The organism is Brevibacillus borstelensis (assembly GCF_003710865.1).
GTDB classification, from domain to species: Bacteria; Bacillota; Bacilli; order Brevibacillales; family Brevibacillaceae; genus Brevibacillus; species Brevibacillus borstelensis.
Map to the genome: position 1 here is coordinate 60278 of NZ_RHHO01000031.1, position 14779 is coordinate 75056.

Here is a 14779-nt window from a genome sequence, read left to right on the forward strand (position 1 = left end):
TTCAATTATTCAATTTGAGCAATTTCGGTTCCCCATTGACCATTTCGTAGGGGAATGATTTTGCCGGGACAAACATAGATTTTCTAGCCATGACGTATCTCGGATCCGTAGCCTTGGGGACCTCCGCCTTTGAATTCCGCAGGACCGTCGCAATGTCCGCCGCATAATCGATCCCTACTTCTCCTTTTTCGTTCATCACCAGTGGCAACAGGTAATTGCCTGCTGTGCCCGGAACCTGCACTTCCTTCATGCTCAGCTTTGAAAAATCAATGGAATAGTAACCGTTGCCGATGTCTGCCTTAATCGGCAGCTTTTCGTAATTTCGTTGATAACGGATGACGGCAGCCTGGATGTCCGCCACCTTGCCCACCGATCCGAGATGGATCAATCTCACTGTCGGTTTTGTCTCGACATCGATCAGGGTGTACATATAAATACCGCCCTTTTCAAACGCGTTGGCAGGTACGTCAGGCAAATATTTGGGCATCAGCTTCCGAAAATCGATCTCATACTTTTCGAAGATCGGCGTGTTGATGTCCTTTGTAGCAATCGGAAGCACCCCTGTGTCCTTCTGGAACTGCTCGACAGCCTTTTGGGTCGCTTCCAGGTAAAATTCACTAGGGATCTGGTTTTCCAGCTTTTTTTCCTCGGGATACATACAGCCGCCTAGCAGTGCCGCGATCATCACCAGCAGCGCTGTCAACAGTCCTGTGTTTCTCATTTTACGCAACATCTCTCGCTACTCCTCTAGCTACCATTCTTCTTCCTCCAGGCGCTGTCTCTCCAGCGCCGCCTGAACGACCGATTTCCATTTGCTCTCCGGAATCCGGACGGAACAATCGGTCCCCATCACCTTTGCCTGACAGGCAAGCCGGATGCCTTTGCCAAGGTCCGCTTCAGGCATTTTCCGCTTTTCCAGCGTACTCGGCTCACTGAGTTGCCCGCTTTCCACAACTACCCGGCACATGAGACAGGACGCATGTCCCCCGCATCGCTGCGGAATGACGATTCTTGCCGCCTTCGCTACACTCGTAATCGATTGCCCCGGCCTCGCTTTTATCGACTTGCCCGCAGGCAGAAACGTAATTTTTGCCATTTCACCACTCTCCCGTCAATACGGACGGTGAGCCAGAGTAACATTGCCCTCGTGAATCACTTTGATTTGACAACCAAGCCGATACCCTTCGGCCCGCTCCGCTTTTCTCAGACGAAGCTTTTCCGCATCCGTAATCTCATTCAAGTGTTCCGCGCCTGCCTCAACATGCGTTCGGCATTGCGCGCATATCCCCCGCTCGCAAGCATAGCCCCAGCTCAGCTTATGCTCCTTTGCGATAGCGACGATTGTTTTTCCCATCACAAGAGGCAGCTGGTGCGTGCCGGAGCGCGTATGTAATGTCAATTCCTTCAACTTCTGCCACTCCCCTTAGGCAAATATAACGATGATGATCATGACGAAGGTGACCAATAGCATGAGAAAAGCAAACGTCTTCAACAAGAAGCGAACCAGGTTGTTTGCGGTCTTTCGTGCAAAAATCATCAAAAAATTACAGATGAACATCAGCGCAATCGCAACCAAAGAGATGTTCATCTTGGTCATCGGATCGATAGGCATTGTCTTGACAGCATCCTTTTCTCTTTAAGTTTTGCTTTATTATACCATACTTCCCGTATTCCACGCTTTTTCATCTGAACCATGCACTAGACGCCCGCATAGACTATTTTGATGAATCCGCCCAATGGAGGGATACAGATGAGTACGAAAAAATGGCGCAATCCTTATGCCCCCATACCGAGTAAAAAGCTAAGCGATCAAATAACCGATGTTTCTTTGGCTGTGACGCCAAAGAAAGTGGTGCAGCCAGTCGATCTCCGGACATCCGTATCAAAGATGCGCACCAATATCAAGGGGATCAGCAGCACGATCCGCCAAGTCGAAGAAACCATGGATACGCTTTACGGTGCCATGGAGATGTTTGAATCGATTGGCAAGCGCAGCGCCAAAGGAAACGCCACAGAAAAATCTGTGGAAAGACCCGCAGACAGGCCCGTTTCCAAAAAACAAACCGCAGAGAGCAGCCAGGAACCTGAAACCGTGCGGGACGAAGCAGAAAACAGCGGATCAAACCCTTTGGCAAACATAGATATCGGACAGCTTCTGGGGCTTTTGCAATCTCCTCTCGTTCAAAACCTGCTGAGCCAGTCGACAAACGGCGCAGCAAAACGAAAAAAAGAGGGATAATCTCCCTCTTTTTTTCTTGATCCTGCAGACCAGCCATGTCCCTGTAGAGCCATGATTGTTCCTAGTCATACTGTATGACATTTTGTCAAGCATGCAACGGTCATAACCGCCCATTTCTCTACGAGCGCAATAGTTTTGTAAGGGACTGGATGTCGTTTAGGCTGATCTCCTGATTGCGGAACATTTCCACGATCTTGTCTTCCCGCTCTTCATTCAAAGTCTTCCCACTCAGCGCTGCAAGCGAACGAATGATTTGACGCAGCTTGGTTTCATCCTCAAAGTCGCTGCGCTGGAATTGACCGGCCAGCGAGCGCAATTTCCCTTCATCGACTTTATCTGAAGCCTGTTTTTGCAACCTCTCCAAAAAACGGCGAGAAATACTGTTGCTCATCGCTCAAAGCCCTCCTTGCAACATTTGGATTACACCATTAACGTATGTGCAGGAGCCTAAAAAGGTGAGCGAATCGGCTTAGATACTGTATGGGCCGAGGTATTCGTTTTCACGTGTGCGCCCGCGTCCCATCAATTCCTCCACTCCTTGCCGGGGGGAGGTTCCTTCAAACAAGATCCGGTATAAAACGTCCGTGATGGGCATGCTGACATTTTCCCGTCCCGCCAGCGCATAGGCAGCGTTGGTTGTCCGGACGCCTTCCACGACCATCCCCATTTGTTCCAACACCTGGTCAAGCGGCTTTCCTTGTCCAAGCAAATAGCCTGCCCGCCAATTTCGGCTGTGCTTGCTCGTGCACGTAACCACAAGATCGCCAATTCCGGCAAGACCGGCAAAGGTAAGCGGCATTGCTCCGAGCTGGATGCCCAGCCTCGTGATTTCCGCCAAGCCCCGCGTCAGCAATGCGGCTTTTGCATTGTCTCCGAACCCCAGTCCATCGGACATCCCCGCTCCGAGCGCAATGATGTTTTTGAGCGCCCCCGCAATTTCTGCCCCGACCATATCCGGATTGGTGTACACGCGGAAATAGTTGTTCATCAACAGGTCTTGGGCTCGCAGCATCTTTTCATCTGAAGCAGACGCTACCACTACTGTCGTCGGAGAGCGAAGAATCACTTCCTCGGCATGGCTGGGGCCGCTCAGCACGACCAGTCCGCTGGCGATCGATGCCGGCACTTCTTCACCGATCACCTCCGACATCCGTTTGAGCGTTTCCATCTCAAAGCCTTTGGTCGCATGAATCAGCAGTACGTCTGGTTCCAGGTAAGGCACCAGCTCACGCGTTACCTGCCGCATGGCATGCGACGGAACAGCCAGCAGGACGACTGGCTTCCCTTGCACCGCTTCCTTCATGTCTGTCGTCGCGACGATTTGCGGGGACAACCGAGCCTCCGGCAAATACTTTTCGTTTACGTGCAACGTATTTACTTTCTCAGCCAGCTTTGCATCCCGCATCCACAAAGTGACCTGATGGCCGTTGTATGCAAAAACGGATGCCAGCGCCGTTCCCCAACTTCCCGCACCTATGACTGCAACTTGTAAACTCAATAGTTCCCCCTCCACACTACACATTGTTTCGGAACTTACTTAAACGGGCGCTGGGCAGATTCCCCCAGCCTTCGTTCCTTGCCTGAGAGAAGATTTCGGATATTACTGTAATGACGAATGTAAGCGAAAATAGCGAGTACGGTACTCACCCATATAAAGGCAGGTTCCTTGGCAAATACGTATAGAAAAATTGGAAGCATCGTCACCAACACGAGTGAACCAAGGGAAACGTATCGCGTAATCGCAATAACAATAATCGTAATAATGCCCGAAATCAGAAAGGCAAGCGGAGAAAAGCCGAATGCCACCCCAACGGTTGTGGCAATCCCCTTTCCTCCGCGGAATCCGAAAAAGACAGGCCAATTGTGTCCAATGATGGCAAACAAACCGGACAAAGCGTACGCCAGTGCATTCCCATCAGTCAACAAATGGGTAAGTCCCATTGCGGCCAGACCTTTCAAAGCATCCAATACCAGCACGGTGACAGCGGGTCCTTTCCCCAGGACACGCAGCGTGTTGGTAGCGCCGGCATTGCCGCTGCCGTGAGAACGTATATCGATACCCGCGATTTTTTTGGCAATGAGGTAACTGAAGCTGACTGATCCGATCAAATAGCTGATCAGCAAGGACAAATACACCATGGTCGTTTCCTCTCCCTATGTTTTTTTGCGCGTCCAGATACGAATCGGCGTTCCCTCAAAGACAAACGCTTCTCGTATTTTGTTTTCTATGTAACGCTCATAGGAGAAATGCATGAGTTCCGGATCGTTGACAAATAGGATGAAAGTAGGCGGTTTGACCGTCGCCTGTGTCGCATAGTTGATTTTAAGGCGTTTCCCGCGGTCTGAAGGCGGCGGCGTCATGATTGTCGCATCGGTAATCAGGTCATTGAGAACCGATGTAGGCACCCGCATCGAATGGGCTTCCGCCACTTGGTTTACCTTTGGCAGGATGGTGTGAACACGTTGCTTCGTCTTCGCCGACACATACAGGATCGGAGCGTAGTCGAGGTATTTAAACTCTTCGCGGATCAGCTCGGTAAAGCGGTTCATCGTTTTGTCGTCTTTTTCGAGCGCATCCCATTTGTTCACGAGGATAATGACGGCACGTCCCGCTTCATGGGCATATCCGGCAATCTTTTTGTCCTGCTCAATGATTCCTTCTTCCCCGTTCAAAACGACCAATACCACGTCAGATTCCTCAATGGCACGCATAGCGCGCATCACACTGTATTTTTCCGTGGTCTCGTACACTTTTCCGCGCTTGCGCATACCTGCCGTATCCACAAGCACATACTGCTGTCCGTCGCGTTCGAACGGAGTATCAATCGCATCCCGCGTAGTTCCGGCAACATCGCTGACAATGACGCGTTCTTCACCGAGAATGGCGTTCGTCAAAGAAGACTTGCCCACATTCGGGCGCCCGATGATCGAGACGCGGATGACGTCGTCGGCCTGATCTTCTTCCTCTTTTGCAGGGAAATGACGGACCACTTCCTCCAGCACGTCTCCGAGTCCCAAACCATGGCTGCCGGATACGGGAAACGGCTCTCCAAGCCCCAACGTATAGAAATCGTAAATCTCCGCTCGCATCTCCGGATTGTCTACCTTATTTACGGCCAATACGACGGGTTTTCCCGTGCGGTTCAGCATGCGCGCAAGCTCCAGATCGGCGTCTGTCGCACCAGTACGGCTGTCTGCGATCATGATGATGACGTCCGCCTCATCGATGGCAAGCTCCGCCTGATGGCGCATTTGCGTCAAAATCTCGTCGGTCTCGCCGAACTCAATACCTCCCGTGTCAATCACGTGAAAATATTGATCCAGCCATTCCCCTTTCCCGTACAAACGGTCCCGGGTAACGCCTGGCTTGTCCTCTACAATGGCAATACGTTCACCGACCAATCGATTAAATATCGTGGATTTGCCCACGTTGGGTCTCCCCACAATGGCTACCACTGGCAATCCCATAGTTGACAACACTCTCTCTCGTATCTGTTTTTAACTAGACAATCATACCACACACTACTTGTGACTCACAATGACCAGGGTATCATCATTCAATTCGTGGACCATCGCATCCAAAATTTTTTCCAGAACAAAGGCTGTCTTCTGCAGACTTTCCTTGTCCTCTACTGCGAAAATGGGGGCTCCGCCTGCTACTTGCTCTTTCTTCATCGTAACGATGGCCATGATCTTACCCGCCATGAGCGCCTCCCTCCGCCGCAGCAGGCGATTCCAGCGGCTTTCGGAACACGCTTTCCAAAATCGGCACAGACTCAATGACGATTTTTGCCCGCTCCTGATCCATGACCTGCGGCAGCAAAAATACGCCCAGCCGACCACTAGCCAAATCTCTCTTGATTAAAGGGGTCAGGGATGGCTCTCCCTCGTCCGTGAACAGGCCCATCTGAACAGCAACGTCATGCAAAATAGCCTGGCGCTGGCCCGGGTGCGCAATCGTAACGCTGGCATTCGCGTCTTTCGGTACAAGGATAAATCCCAGCCCCTGCTTCTTGATGACGTCCTGTGCATCTCGAAGTCCGACGTTCATGATATAGATATCGCCGACATACAAATCCTTTCCGTCGACTCGCACCTCCGCGGGAACGACATCGACGATATGGGACAAGTTCTTGCCTGATTTCAGCCACCGGGAGACCAGCAAAGTACCGATACCCGCCAAAACACCGCCCCACCAGTCGAACAGGACCGTTGCAAAGGTCGTCAGCAGGGAAGTGAAGATAACCAAATAGTTTCTTCCCTCGAACACCATCGCAATACCTTCGATATAGGGACCTCCGCGGGGGATCAGCTCCCTCTTGTCGATCTCCGTCAAAGTAGTGCGTTCCATGTTGCGCACATCGCGAAACTGCTGGGCAGCAACCGTTAAAAAGGTTACCGCCGTATAATCCTGCTTTAGCAGCGAGGGAACTGCAAGAGCGCCGAGAGCAGAAGCAATGACTCCCAGAGAAACGTGTATAATCTTGCCGTGCGGATAGGTGGGGTACTGCCGATAATCCGTTTGCAACAGGTATATGCGGCAAACGATCCCGAATCCAAAGCCAAGCGAGAGCGGAATTACATATTCATTGGAGAGCAGTTCTTGAAACAATGAGCATCACCTGTTCGTGTCTGAATTGGAAGTCTTCCTCCCCCCAAACCGGAAGAGCATTCTCGCCATCGCCCAGCCGCCGGCGCATACTCCCCACAAGGAAATTGCGCTCCACAACAAATCGTGCGCATACTCGTTGCCAATTTGACAGGAGCCAGTCAGCTTCCACTCATAAAGCGAATACAGCAAATCGCTTAGAGGCAAGGAGAGGAGCAGCAAGAACATCTGGGTTAGGCTTGAACGACTCACTGTCAAAGCGGCAAAAACAGCACATACAGGCACCATCCACCTTACATCCCAGACGGCGAGCACCGGATCTGTAAAGAGCAGCCAGCGAAACCAAAACAGCGCTATCCCGATACATCCGCCGATGATCACGTAGATTCTCTTCCGCCCGTGCTGCTGGTTCGAATACAGCCAACCGGCGCACAGAAAGGGCAGGATCGCTCCACTGACGCTGACGCGAATAGCCGGAAAAAAGGAGAGCTGCCAGCTGACGAACGTGCAGACGAGAAAAAGGGTCACTACAGCCAACGCACCAGCTCTCTTGATCCCCCAGCGGTGAAAAACTCCGTCGCAGACACCCATCCATATCAGACAGAGGAAGCACCACTGGATGAGGATCGCTAGCGTTCCATCGTTCATGTCCATCTCCCTCTAGATGCGGTTGTCTTCCCCAAGTATGCCTCATTTTTCATCCTTTCATGAATCAGGAATCTCGCTTGCCCAGTCTTTTCCTCGCATATTTTTCAGGCGCTATTCCGCGCAGGCGAGCACGCTCTGCCGTTCTGCCTGTGATCATTACCGTCACCTGCTGCAGTTCGTTGATCGAGGCTGCTCCCAGTGCTGTCATGGCCACGCGGATCTGATGATGCCAGAGGTCGACGGTCGCCAGGCACTCCTCTATGGAAACCGTCTGAACAAGACGCAAAAAAGAACCGGCCATGCCAACGGCGGACGCTCCCAGAGCAATGGCTTTGACAGCGTCAAGCCCATGACGAATGCCTCCCGAGGCAATAAAAGTGATTCCCCTTGATTGAAGCTCGGCCGATTCCAACAGACTCTCCGGTGTTGTAAAGCCCCAATCCTCGAACATGAACATCGGCGTGTGATGGCGTCTGTTCTCAACTTTGGCAAAGTTGGTACCTCCCCTGCCCCCTACATCCAGGAGGGTGATACCGGCATCTGCGAGTTTTTCCATGCTTTCTGCAGACATGCCAAACCCTACTTCCTTTACGATCACCGGGACCCCAACGTGCTCCTTGATGCGCCTGATGTTATCGAGATAACCTCGGAAGTCACGGTCTCCTTCCGGCATCAGGAGTTCTTGCATGACATTGAGGTGAATCTGAAGGCCATTTGCTTCAATCATCTCCACTGCTTGTACTGCTTGTTCAACAGTTGCTTCCGCACCCAGGTTGGCAAACACCATCCCTTTCGGATTTTCACGCCGGACAACCTGGTAGCTTTCTCTGACGGCAGGATCGCGCAACGCCGCCATTTGTGACCCCACTGCCATCGCCAACCCTCTTTCGCGGGCGATGACCGCAAGCTTCTGATTGATTGCGGTGACCGCAGGAGCACCCCCGGTCATGGCATTTATCAGCAAGGGAGAAGAAAGCTGGAGGGGAGGCAGTGATGCAGCAAGATTGCAGTTACCATAAGATATATTCGGTAAACTATTTGGCGCAAAGGATATGTCATCCCAGATACTGCTTTCTTCCTCTCTCGTTTCTAATGCAAATTGTATATGGTCCATTTTCCGACGCGAACGATCCATGGATTACCTCCGTATCTACAGAAAAAGGGACACGCCTATGCGCATCCCCTTTTATTCTTACTTCAGTTTATCTTTCAGGTCTCCAAACAGTTCTCCCAGCGTCACACCCAAAGGTTGATTGTTCTCTTGCTGGAACTGCTGCTGTTCGCGCTTGCTCGCACGCTCTGCCTGCTCTACACGATCTTCTTCAACGGCACGAATGCTGAGACTGATGCGCTGCTCTTTCGGCACCACATCCAGGATTTTCACCTGAACCTCTTGGCCTTCCTTCAGCACCTCACCTGGAGTCGCTACCCGTCGGTTCGCGATTTGGGAGATATGGACGAGGCCTTCGATCCCTGGCGCCACTTCTACAAATGCTCCAAAGGAGACGAGGCGTTTTACCGTACCGGAGACCACATCGCCAGCTTTGAATTTCTCAGCGGCTTCTGCCCAAGGTCCCGGCTGCGTTTCCTTGATGCTGAGGCTGATCCGTTCGTTTTCCTTGTCAACCTTCAGAACCTTCACCTTTACTTTGTCGCCTTCTTTGACGACATCAGAAGGCTTGTCGACACGGTTCCAGGCCAACTCGGATACGTGTACCAGTCCGTCAACTCCGCCGATGTCAACGAATACGCCAAAATCAGTCATTCGCTGCACGGTACCTTCCAGTACCTGACCGGGCTGCAGTTGATCCAAAACAGCGCTCTTCTGCTGTTTCGCCTCGTCCTCCAAAACCGCTTTATGGGAGAGGATTACCTTATTCTTTTCTTTATCCATTTCGACAACCTTCAAGCGAAGGTTTTTGCCCTTGTACTCGCTGAAATCTTCAACAAAGTGACGCTCAACCATGGAGGCAGGGATAAAACCGCGCACCCCTACATCTACGACGAGACCGCCTTTGACGATTTCCTTTACAACGGCTTCAATTACTTCGCCAGAAGCCATTTTTTGCTCCAGATCGCTCCAAGAAGTTTCCATGGCAACAGCCTTTTTGGAGACAACCAGTTCTTCTTTTTCATCGTTGAGCTTGATTACCTTTACATCGAATGTGTCCCCTACCGAAACGACATCGGACACCTTTTCCACGTGCAGCGGAGAAAGTTCGCTGATCGGAATCAGCCCGTCGTATTTGTAGCCGACGTCTACCAATGCCTGTTTTTCCTCCACCTTGGTAACCGTAGCCTTAACTACATCACCCACGGAAATCACTGTTGCATCCGTCAGGCTTACGTTGCTTTCTTCCATCATGAGTAAAACCTCCTTCGATACCATCAAGTCCCAAGCGTCTATTTAGAGGCTGTTTAAAAAGCGAGGCAACCAAAATTTTGCATGATTGCAGGAAACAGACTGTCATCCAGCCGGTTACTCCTCCTTTTTAAACCTCCACTGTATAAGAACCGGGAACATGTATATTTGCAACTGACGCCAAATGGCTGACAGTTAGCTGACAAGCCAGGAAGTTCCAGCAAAGTTAGTATTCTACCCTTTGCTGTTTCTATTCCGCCTTGCGCGAGAATCGATGTTGATCCAGCAGCGATTGGATATGGCTCATGATCAGGTCAGTCGTCTCACGCAACGTTTCGGAGTCCGTTTTTCTCTCCCGCAAAGCCGAGAGGTCAATCGGCTGTCCGTAGACGATCTTGACCGGCCGGAACAACTTGTATGGACCGATGATGGCCACTGGTATGACTGCAGCATCAGATTTGAGGGCAAACATGGAGACACCGGGCATACCAGCGCCCAACTCTCCCGTTTTGCTGCGAGTTCCTTCCGGGAAAATTCCAAAGATTTTTCCCTCTTCCAGCAATTTGAGAGTCGCGCGGATCGCTCCGCGGTCGCCAGCTCCCCTTTTCACGGGGAAGGCGCCGAATTTGGTGATCAGAAACGAAATGACCGGGATCCGGAACAGCTCTTCCTTTGCCATGAAATGCACCTGTCTGTCGATCCCGCTGCCCAGCAACGGCGGATCCCACAAGGAGAGGTGGTTGCAGCAAAGAATTACAGGGCCTTCCTTAGGTATATGTTCGGCACCGATTACTTGCCAACGGTAAAATGTAGAAAATATAAAGCGGAAAAAGCCCCGAAATACACGATAGTAACTCACGTTCTTACTCACCCGATCGCTTGCAAATTTGTAGGATCCGATCGACAACCTGCGGAATGGTCATGCCTGTCGTATCCAACAGAACGGCATCCTCTGCCTGTCGCAGCGGAGCAACCTCCCGCTCCATATCGCGTTTATCTCGCTGCGCGATCTCCGCTTCCAGCTCGGCCAGATCCGTTTGATGCCCTTTTTGCTGCAATTCCTTCAATCTTCGCTCTGCCCGCTCACGGATGGATGCGGTCAAAAAGATCTTTACTTCTGCATCGGGCAGCACATGCGTGCCAATGTCCCGCCCATCCATGACGACATTGCCTACCTGAGCCAGTTGCCGCTGCAAAACGAGCATTTGCTCTCTGACCGCACCATAGCTGGCTACGACAGAAGCGTATTGACTTACCTGCGGTGTCCGGATTCGATCGGTAATATCCTCGTCATTCCAATAAACGCGCTGCTGCGCAGAGTCTCGCTTCAAGTGAATAACGTTGTTTTTCAACAATTCGGAGACGGCTTGCTCGTCTTCTATTTCAATCTGGTGCTCTTGGGCAGCCCAGGCCAAGGCCCGGTACATAGAGCCGGTGTCGATGTACAGGTAGCCGAGCTGTTCTGCAACCATCTTGGCTACAGTGCTTTTCCCCGCTCCTGCTGGGCCGTCTATTGCAATGTTCATTCTGTTTCTCACCCGCTATGTATGAGTGCCGGAAAGATACAAAAACAAGAAAAGCTTCTGTCGAAGCCCTTTCATAACTTTCTCAACTCTCTATGTTGTCTATAATAGTACCATAGTATGGAAGCATGCGCAAACCCTTAAGGAATATGCGACACGCCTTCCAGACGTTCTGTTTCCAACAGGAAGACTCGCAGCGGATCAACCGCAAGCAGCAGTTCACCAGCTATGAGCAAAGCTGCGCAGACGAAAATAAGCAGGACCATTGCTCTTTCTACTCGCCTGGATAAACGGTCAAATTGCTGGTCGAAGTCTTCAGCCATCCGGTATCACCCTTCAGCAGTTGTTATTCCAGTACGCCTTTTTTTCTCATTTCCAACTGTCTCTCGTAGCATGTACGAACGATCTTTGCCCGATCGGATTCGTTGATTTTCGTGAATTTCACTGACACCCATTGATGCTTCCCCTTTTCATCTGCAGGCTTTTGCCGCACAATTTCTCCAAGGGCAAAAGCGTGATGCACCTGACCTGCCTTGCTGGGCAGCGACAGCCATATCTCCAGACTATCCTTCTCCTGCAAGCGCATGTTGTCCTCGCATGTAAAGGAGAGGCCGCCTCCACTCAAGTCGACTGTCCGAGCGAGAAAATGGTACTGTCTCAGCGGATCGTCCATTTTCACTGCAATCTCTACAGCCGTTTGAATACGGAGGTAATTGCGCCTTTGATTCCGAATGACCGCATCTTTACTTGGGAGACTCATTAGCAGGACCGGAATGTTTTCCGTTTGCCTGCCGATGATCGTTGAGCGAAACTCATAGCGGGAGCCGTCTTCTCCGATGTACCACACATCGCATTCAGTACCAGTCAACAGCGGGGCGGTTCTTCCGGTCTTCTCGCTAATGGGAAGCTCGATTACTGCCGTGTCGTCCCGAAGGTCTGCAACTCTTGTTTTTAATGTATGATCGCGGTTCTCATCCCAGGCATCGACGAGGTTAAGGCGGAGTGTTTGTCCGATTCTAGGCAGCAACATGATCATGCTTTTCCCCCTTTTTCTCCTCATGCCTTCCATTATAACCCGGGGGCCCAATAAACGGCAAATAGGGAAAACCGTCGCCAGCCGGCTTTCCCTTTGAAGAAGCATCTATTCTGTAGCTTTGCTTTCTTGTCCTGTGGTCATTTTCACAATTTCTTCCTCTTCGCCGGTCATTGCATTGATGTAGACCATGTACGAATTCCCTTCAAAGCTGCAGGCCAGCTCCCAGCACAGCACTTCATTTCCATCGTTTTTTCCTTCAATGAGCGCCAGCCGCTGGTCGGTGACTTTTACGCTGGGATTCACTTTTTTCTTTGCTTGCTCAGCTGTCACTTTCGGCTTGGAAAGGATTCGCTGCTTGTGGTTAAACAGATATTCGGTCGAATTGAAGCTGACTACTGTGCCATTGTCCAAAGCCGTTTTCACCGCAACTGCATCGGGATAGATGCGGACGCCATCTTGCTCGGGGACAAAGGTCATAACGGCCATGCCCTCATAACCGTCTTTTTCCGCTACGACCATATTCGAAAAGCCATGCGCCTCCAAAAATTTCTTGGCGCTCGCTTCCGCTTGCTCCATGGACATCCGCTGTTCCCCTACATCCCGTTCGTTCATCAACCATGCTACCTTGCCGCCGCGCTTCGTCACATCCATGTAAATAGGTGTCGGCGACTGGGGGGAGGTTAAGCGAACGCTGTACGCCGAATACGTTTCCGCCTTGCCGTTATCGTCGACCTCTACCTTTGTATTGGCCGGGTCTAAACCGGTAAAGGACAGAGCGATTTTTTGCGCCTCCTCCTTGGAAACCGGGTTTCCGTCAATTCCTTTGATCCGCTGCTGCTTTTTCTTGTCCAGGCTCTTGATGCCTACGCCCCAGTCTACTTCCGGAAATTCCTGTACCTTCTTTTCAATCGTTCGGAAACCGTCAATAATGGTGTTGTCCGTCTTTTTGTCATCAGATGCAAGAGCGGTCTCCACATCCATCCAGCGCAGCCGTTTGTCGATCACCTTCGTCTGTACGTGCTGAAGCTGCTTTTGAATGCTTTTGGAATTGTTGTACAAGCTCTTTAACGTTTGATATTCCTGATTGGTGAGCGGATTTTTGTCCAGGTCGCGCACGGCTACCCTGTATGAAAAGTCAGCTACCTTGGCCAAAAATTCCTCTGTATTGTTGAACGGCATCAGTGTCAGCGGCAATTGGCCGACATCGGATTGAGCTGCATAAGCAAGTCGCCACACGTTTGTCAAAGATGGGGTCATCTGACTCCGCGAGTTGATTACGAGAGATTTCCCCAGTTCGTCATGAAGCTTGTCGATATGGTGGTTCAAGTCATGGAATGCGCGTTGATACTGGTTTTCGGCCTTGATCAGCACCGAGTTTTTTTCGTTGTGCTCCTGATAGCCCCACATGCCCGCTCCTACCAAGCCAACGAGAGCAACGGGCAAAGCAACACGTGCAATTGCTGCATATACCATGTTGTGATAGTCCCCCCTTCACTAGTTAACGACAAAATATATGTCTGCCGATTCTTTTTACCTGCGGTCGGCTCCAAATCCATTTTGAAGTAGCGGTCGCCGGATTGAAGTAATACGTGCAGCCCCCTGTCGGGTCCCAGCCGTTCAAGGCATCCCGGACAGCTTTTTTCGCCTGGGCATTTGGAGTCAGCCAGATTTGCCCGTCTGCAACGGCCGTAAATGCTCTTGGCTCAAAAATGACACCGGAGGGTGTATCGGGAAACGAAGGGCTTTCCACCCGATTCAAAATGACTGCCGCAATCGCTACTTGCCCCTCATACGGCTCTCCCCTGGCTTCACCGTAAACAGCATTGGCCATCATCTTCAGCTCATTGTCCGACAAGCGGGAGGGATGGAAGCTTTGCGTCTTTGCCTGCGCCTTTCCTTTTGCCGGTGCAGCGACTTCCACTTCCTGTGCAGTCGCCACCTGTTTATCCGGTTCGTCTGAATAAATCCAGTACCCGGCAACTGCAGCCAGCACTGCCAGTACCCCTGCGATCAGCTTCGTTCCCACGGTACACATCCTCCTTGACATATCATGCAATCTTTGCATAGTGTTAGTGGAGCTAGAAATGTTTATTCACGAATCCACCTTTCCGGGCAGAAAAAAAGAACCGGCATCATGGCCGATTCTTCTCTGCTCCGCGATCTCGTCGAAGCTAACGCTATTCGATTAGGGCAAAGACTATGGTTGTTCCTGAATGCTGAAATGTCTGTCGTTGTTGCAAAGACATTGTTTAAAGCCGGTCTCCACTTCTCCGCTGGGCTCTCGCCGTCCCCGGAGCGTAAACTTTTCTCCGCATTCATTGCAGCGAATCGTCACTTTCGTTCGTTGGTTCCTAGACACGTC

The 14779-nt window shown here is 51.2% G+C and carries 21 protein-coding genes; 1 reads left to right on the top strand and 20 read right to left on the bottom strand.

The genetic code is table 11. The annotated features are described in order from the left end of the window. Position 1: 1 nt before the first annotated feature. From EDM54_RS14710 to EDM54_RS14725, 4 genes are read right to left on the bottom strand one after another with little or no spacing between them, the layout of a single operon-like run. Positions 2 to 733, bottom strand: coding sequence for a YphF family lipoprotein (locus EDM54_RS14710; RefSeq protein ID WP_122958398.1), 732 nt, complete (start codon positions 731 to 733; stop codon positions 2 to 4). 18 nt (positions 734 to 751) lie between these two features. Next, positions 752 to 1096 carry a 2Fe-2S iron-sulfur cluster-binding protein gene (locus EDM54_RS14715; RefSeq protein WP_031933260.1) on the bottom strand — a complete coding sequence of 115 codons (345 nt, stop codon included), beginning with the start codon at positions 1094 to 1096 and terminating at the stop codon, positions 752 to 754. Positions 1097 to 1111: 15 nt separating this feature from the next. Beyond that, positions 1112 to 1408: a 2Fe-2S iron-sulfur cluster-binding protein gene (locus EDM54_RS14720; RefSeq protein WP_024984949.1), complete on the bottom strand. Its 297-nt coding sequence runs from the start codon at positions 1406 to 1408 to the stop codon at positions 1112 to 1114. Positions 1409 to 1423: 15 nt separating this feature from the next. Continuing rightward, positions 1424 to 1612 (bottom strand): DUF2768 family protein, encoded by a 189-nt coding sequence (locus EDM54_RS14725; RefSeq protein ID WP_003387103.1) that lies wholly within the window; start codon positions 1610 to 1612, stop codon positions 1424 to 1426. A gap of 138 nt (positions 1613 to 1750) precedes the next feature. Here EDM54_RS14725 and EDM54_RS14730 point away from each other — a divergent pair, with 138 nt between their 5' ends. After that, entirely contained in the window at positions 1751 to 2239 is a 489-nt protein-coding gene (locus EDM54_RS14730; protein WP_003387104.1) for a hypothetical protein, read from the top strand. 118 nt (positions 2240 to 2357) lie between these two features. On the opposite strand, the gene EDM54_RS14735 is transcribed toward EDM54_RS14730, so the two are convergent. The 16 genes from EDM54_RS14735 to EDM54_RS26510 all read right to left on the bottom strand — a co-directional run bounded on the left by EDM54_RS14735 (position 2358) and on the right by EDM54_RS26510 (position 14776). Beyond that, positions 2358 to 2630: a stage VI sporulation protein F gene (locus tag EDM54_RS14735; protein WP_003387105.1), complete on the bottom strand. Its 273-nt coding sequence runs from the start codon at positions 2628 to 2630 to the stop codon at positions 2358 to 2360. Between the two features lie 78 nt (positions 2631 to 2708). Continuing rightward, positions 2709 to 3761 carry an NAD(P)H-dependent glycerol-3-phosphate dehydrogenase gene (locus tag EDM54_RS14740; RefSeq protein WP_031933259.1) on the bottom strand — a complete coding sequence of 351 codons (1053 nt, stop codon included), beginning with the start codon at positions 3759 to 3761 and terminating at the stop codon, positions 2709 to 2711. Between the two features lie 11 nt (positions 3762 to 3772). Further along, positions 3773 to 4378: a glycerol-3-phosphate 1-O-acyltransferase PlsY gene (gene plsY / locus EDM54_RS14745; RefSeq protein ID WP_024984947.1), complete on the bottom strand. Its 606-nt coding sequence runs from the start codon at positions 4376 to 4378 to the stop codon at positions 3773 to 3775. A 15-nt stretch (positions 4379 to 4393) separates the two neighbouring features. Further along, positions 4394 to 5707: a ribosome biogenesis GTPase Der gene (gene der / locus EDM54_RS14750; protein ID WP_122958399.1), complete on the bottom strand. Its 1314-nt coding sequence runs from the start codon at positions 5705 to 5707 to the stop codon at positions 4394 to 4396. Between the two features lie 54 nt (positions 5708 to 5761). Next, on the bottom strand, positions 5762 to 5944 hold the full coding sequence (locus EDM54_RS14755; protein ID WP_003387109.1) for a capping complex subunit for YIEGIA: 183 nt from the start codon (positions 5942 to 5944) through the stop codon (positions 5762 to 5764). Continuing rightward, on the bottom strand, positions 5934 to 6851 hold the full coding sequence (locus EDM54_RS14760) for a YIEGIA family protein (RefSeq protein WP_003387111.1): 918 nt from the start codon (positions 6849 to 6851) through the stop codon (positions 5934 to 5936). Before EDM54_RS14760 ends, EDM54_RS14755 begins: the two co-directional genes overlap by 11 nt. Before the next feature lie 6 nt (positions 6852 to 6857). Next, positions 6858 to 7496: a YphA family membrane protein gene (locus tag EDM54_RS14765; protein ID WP_003387112.1), complete on the bottom strand. Its 639-nt coding sequence runs from the start codon at positions 7494 to 7496 to the stop codon at positions 6858 to 6860. Between the two features lie 64 nt (positions 7497 to 7560). Then, complete coding sequence (gene fni, locus EDM54_RS14770; RefSeq protein ID WP_122958400.1) at positions 7561 to 8631, bottom strand: type 2 isopentenyl-diphosphate Delta-isomerase; 1071 nt, start codon at positions 8629 to 8631, stop codon at positions 7561 to 7563. A 57-nt stretch (positions 8632 to 8688) separates the two neighbouring features. After that, positions 8689 to 9861: a 30S ribosomal protein S1 gene (rpsA, locus tag EDM54_RS14775; protein WP_003387114.1), complete on the bottom strand. Its 1173-nt coding sequence runs from the start codon at positions 9859 to 9861 to the stop codon at positions 8689 to 8691. Positions 9862 to 10108: 247 nt separating this feature from the next. Then, positions 10109 to 10717 (bottom strand): lysophospholipid acyltransferase family protein, encoded by a 609-nt coding sequence (locus tag EDM54_RS14780; protein ID WP_003387115.1) that lies wholly within the window; start codon positions 10715 to 10717, stop codon positions 10109 to 10111. Positions 10718 to 10721: 4 nt separating this feature from the next. Then, on the bottom strand, positions 10722 to 11384 hold the full coding sequence (gene cmk, locus EDM54_RS14785; protein ID WP_003387116.1) for a (d)CMP kinase: 663 nt from the start codon (positions 11382 to 11384) through the stop codon (positions 10722 to 10724). 137 nt (positions 11385 to 11521) lie between these two features. After that, the gene (locus EDM54_RS14790; RefSeq protein ID WP_003387117.1) at positions 11522 to 11704 is read right to left on the bottom strand and encodes a hypothetical protein; all 183 of its coding nucleotides are present in this window, start codon (positions 11702 to 11704) and stop codon (positions 11522 to 11524) included. A gap of 23 nt (positions 11705 to 11727) precedes the next feature. Further along, positions 11728 to 12417 (bottom strand): flagellar brake protein, encoded by a 690-nt coding sequence (locus tag EDM54_RS14795; RefSeq protein WP_003387118.1) that lies wholly within the window; start codon positions 12415 to 12417, stop codon positions 11728 to 11730. Positions 12418 to 12522: 105 nt separating this feature from the next. Next, a complete protein-coding gene (gene ypeB / locus EDM54_RS14800; RefSeq protein ID WP_122958401.1) occupies positions 12523 to 13890 on the bottom strand; it encodes a germination protein YpeB in 1368 nt (455 codons plus the stop codon). 25 nt (positions 13891 to 13915) lie between these two features. Next, complete coding sequence (locus tag EDM54_RS14805; protein WP_003387121.1) at positions 13916 to 14443, bottom strand: cell wall hydrolase; 528 nt, start codon at positions 14441 to 14443, stop codon at positions 13916 to 13918. Positions 14444 to 14614: 171 nt separating this feature from the next. Continuing rightward, positions 14615 to 14776, bottom strand: coding sequence for a hypothetical protein (locus EDM54_RS26510; RefSeq protein WP_170208336.1), 162 nt, complete (start codon positions 14774 to 14776; stop codon positions 14615 to 14617). Positions 14777 to 14779 lie beyond the last annotated feature (3 nt).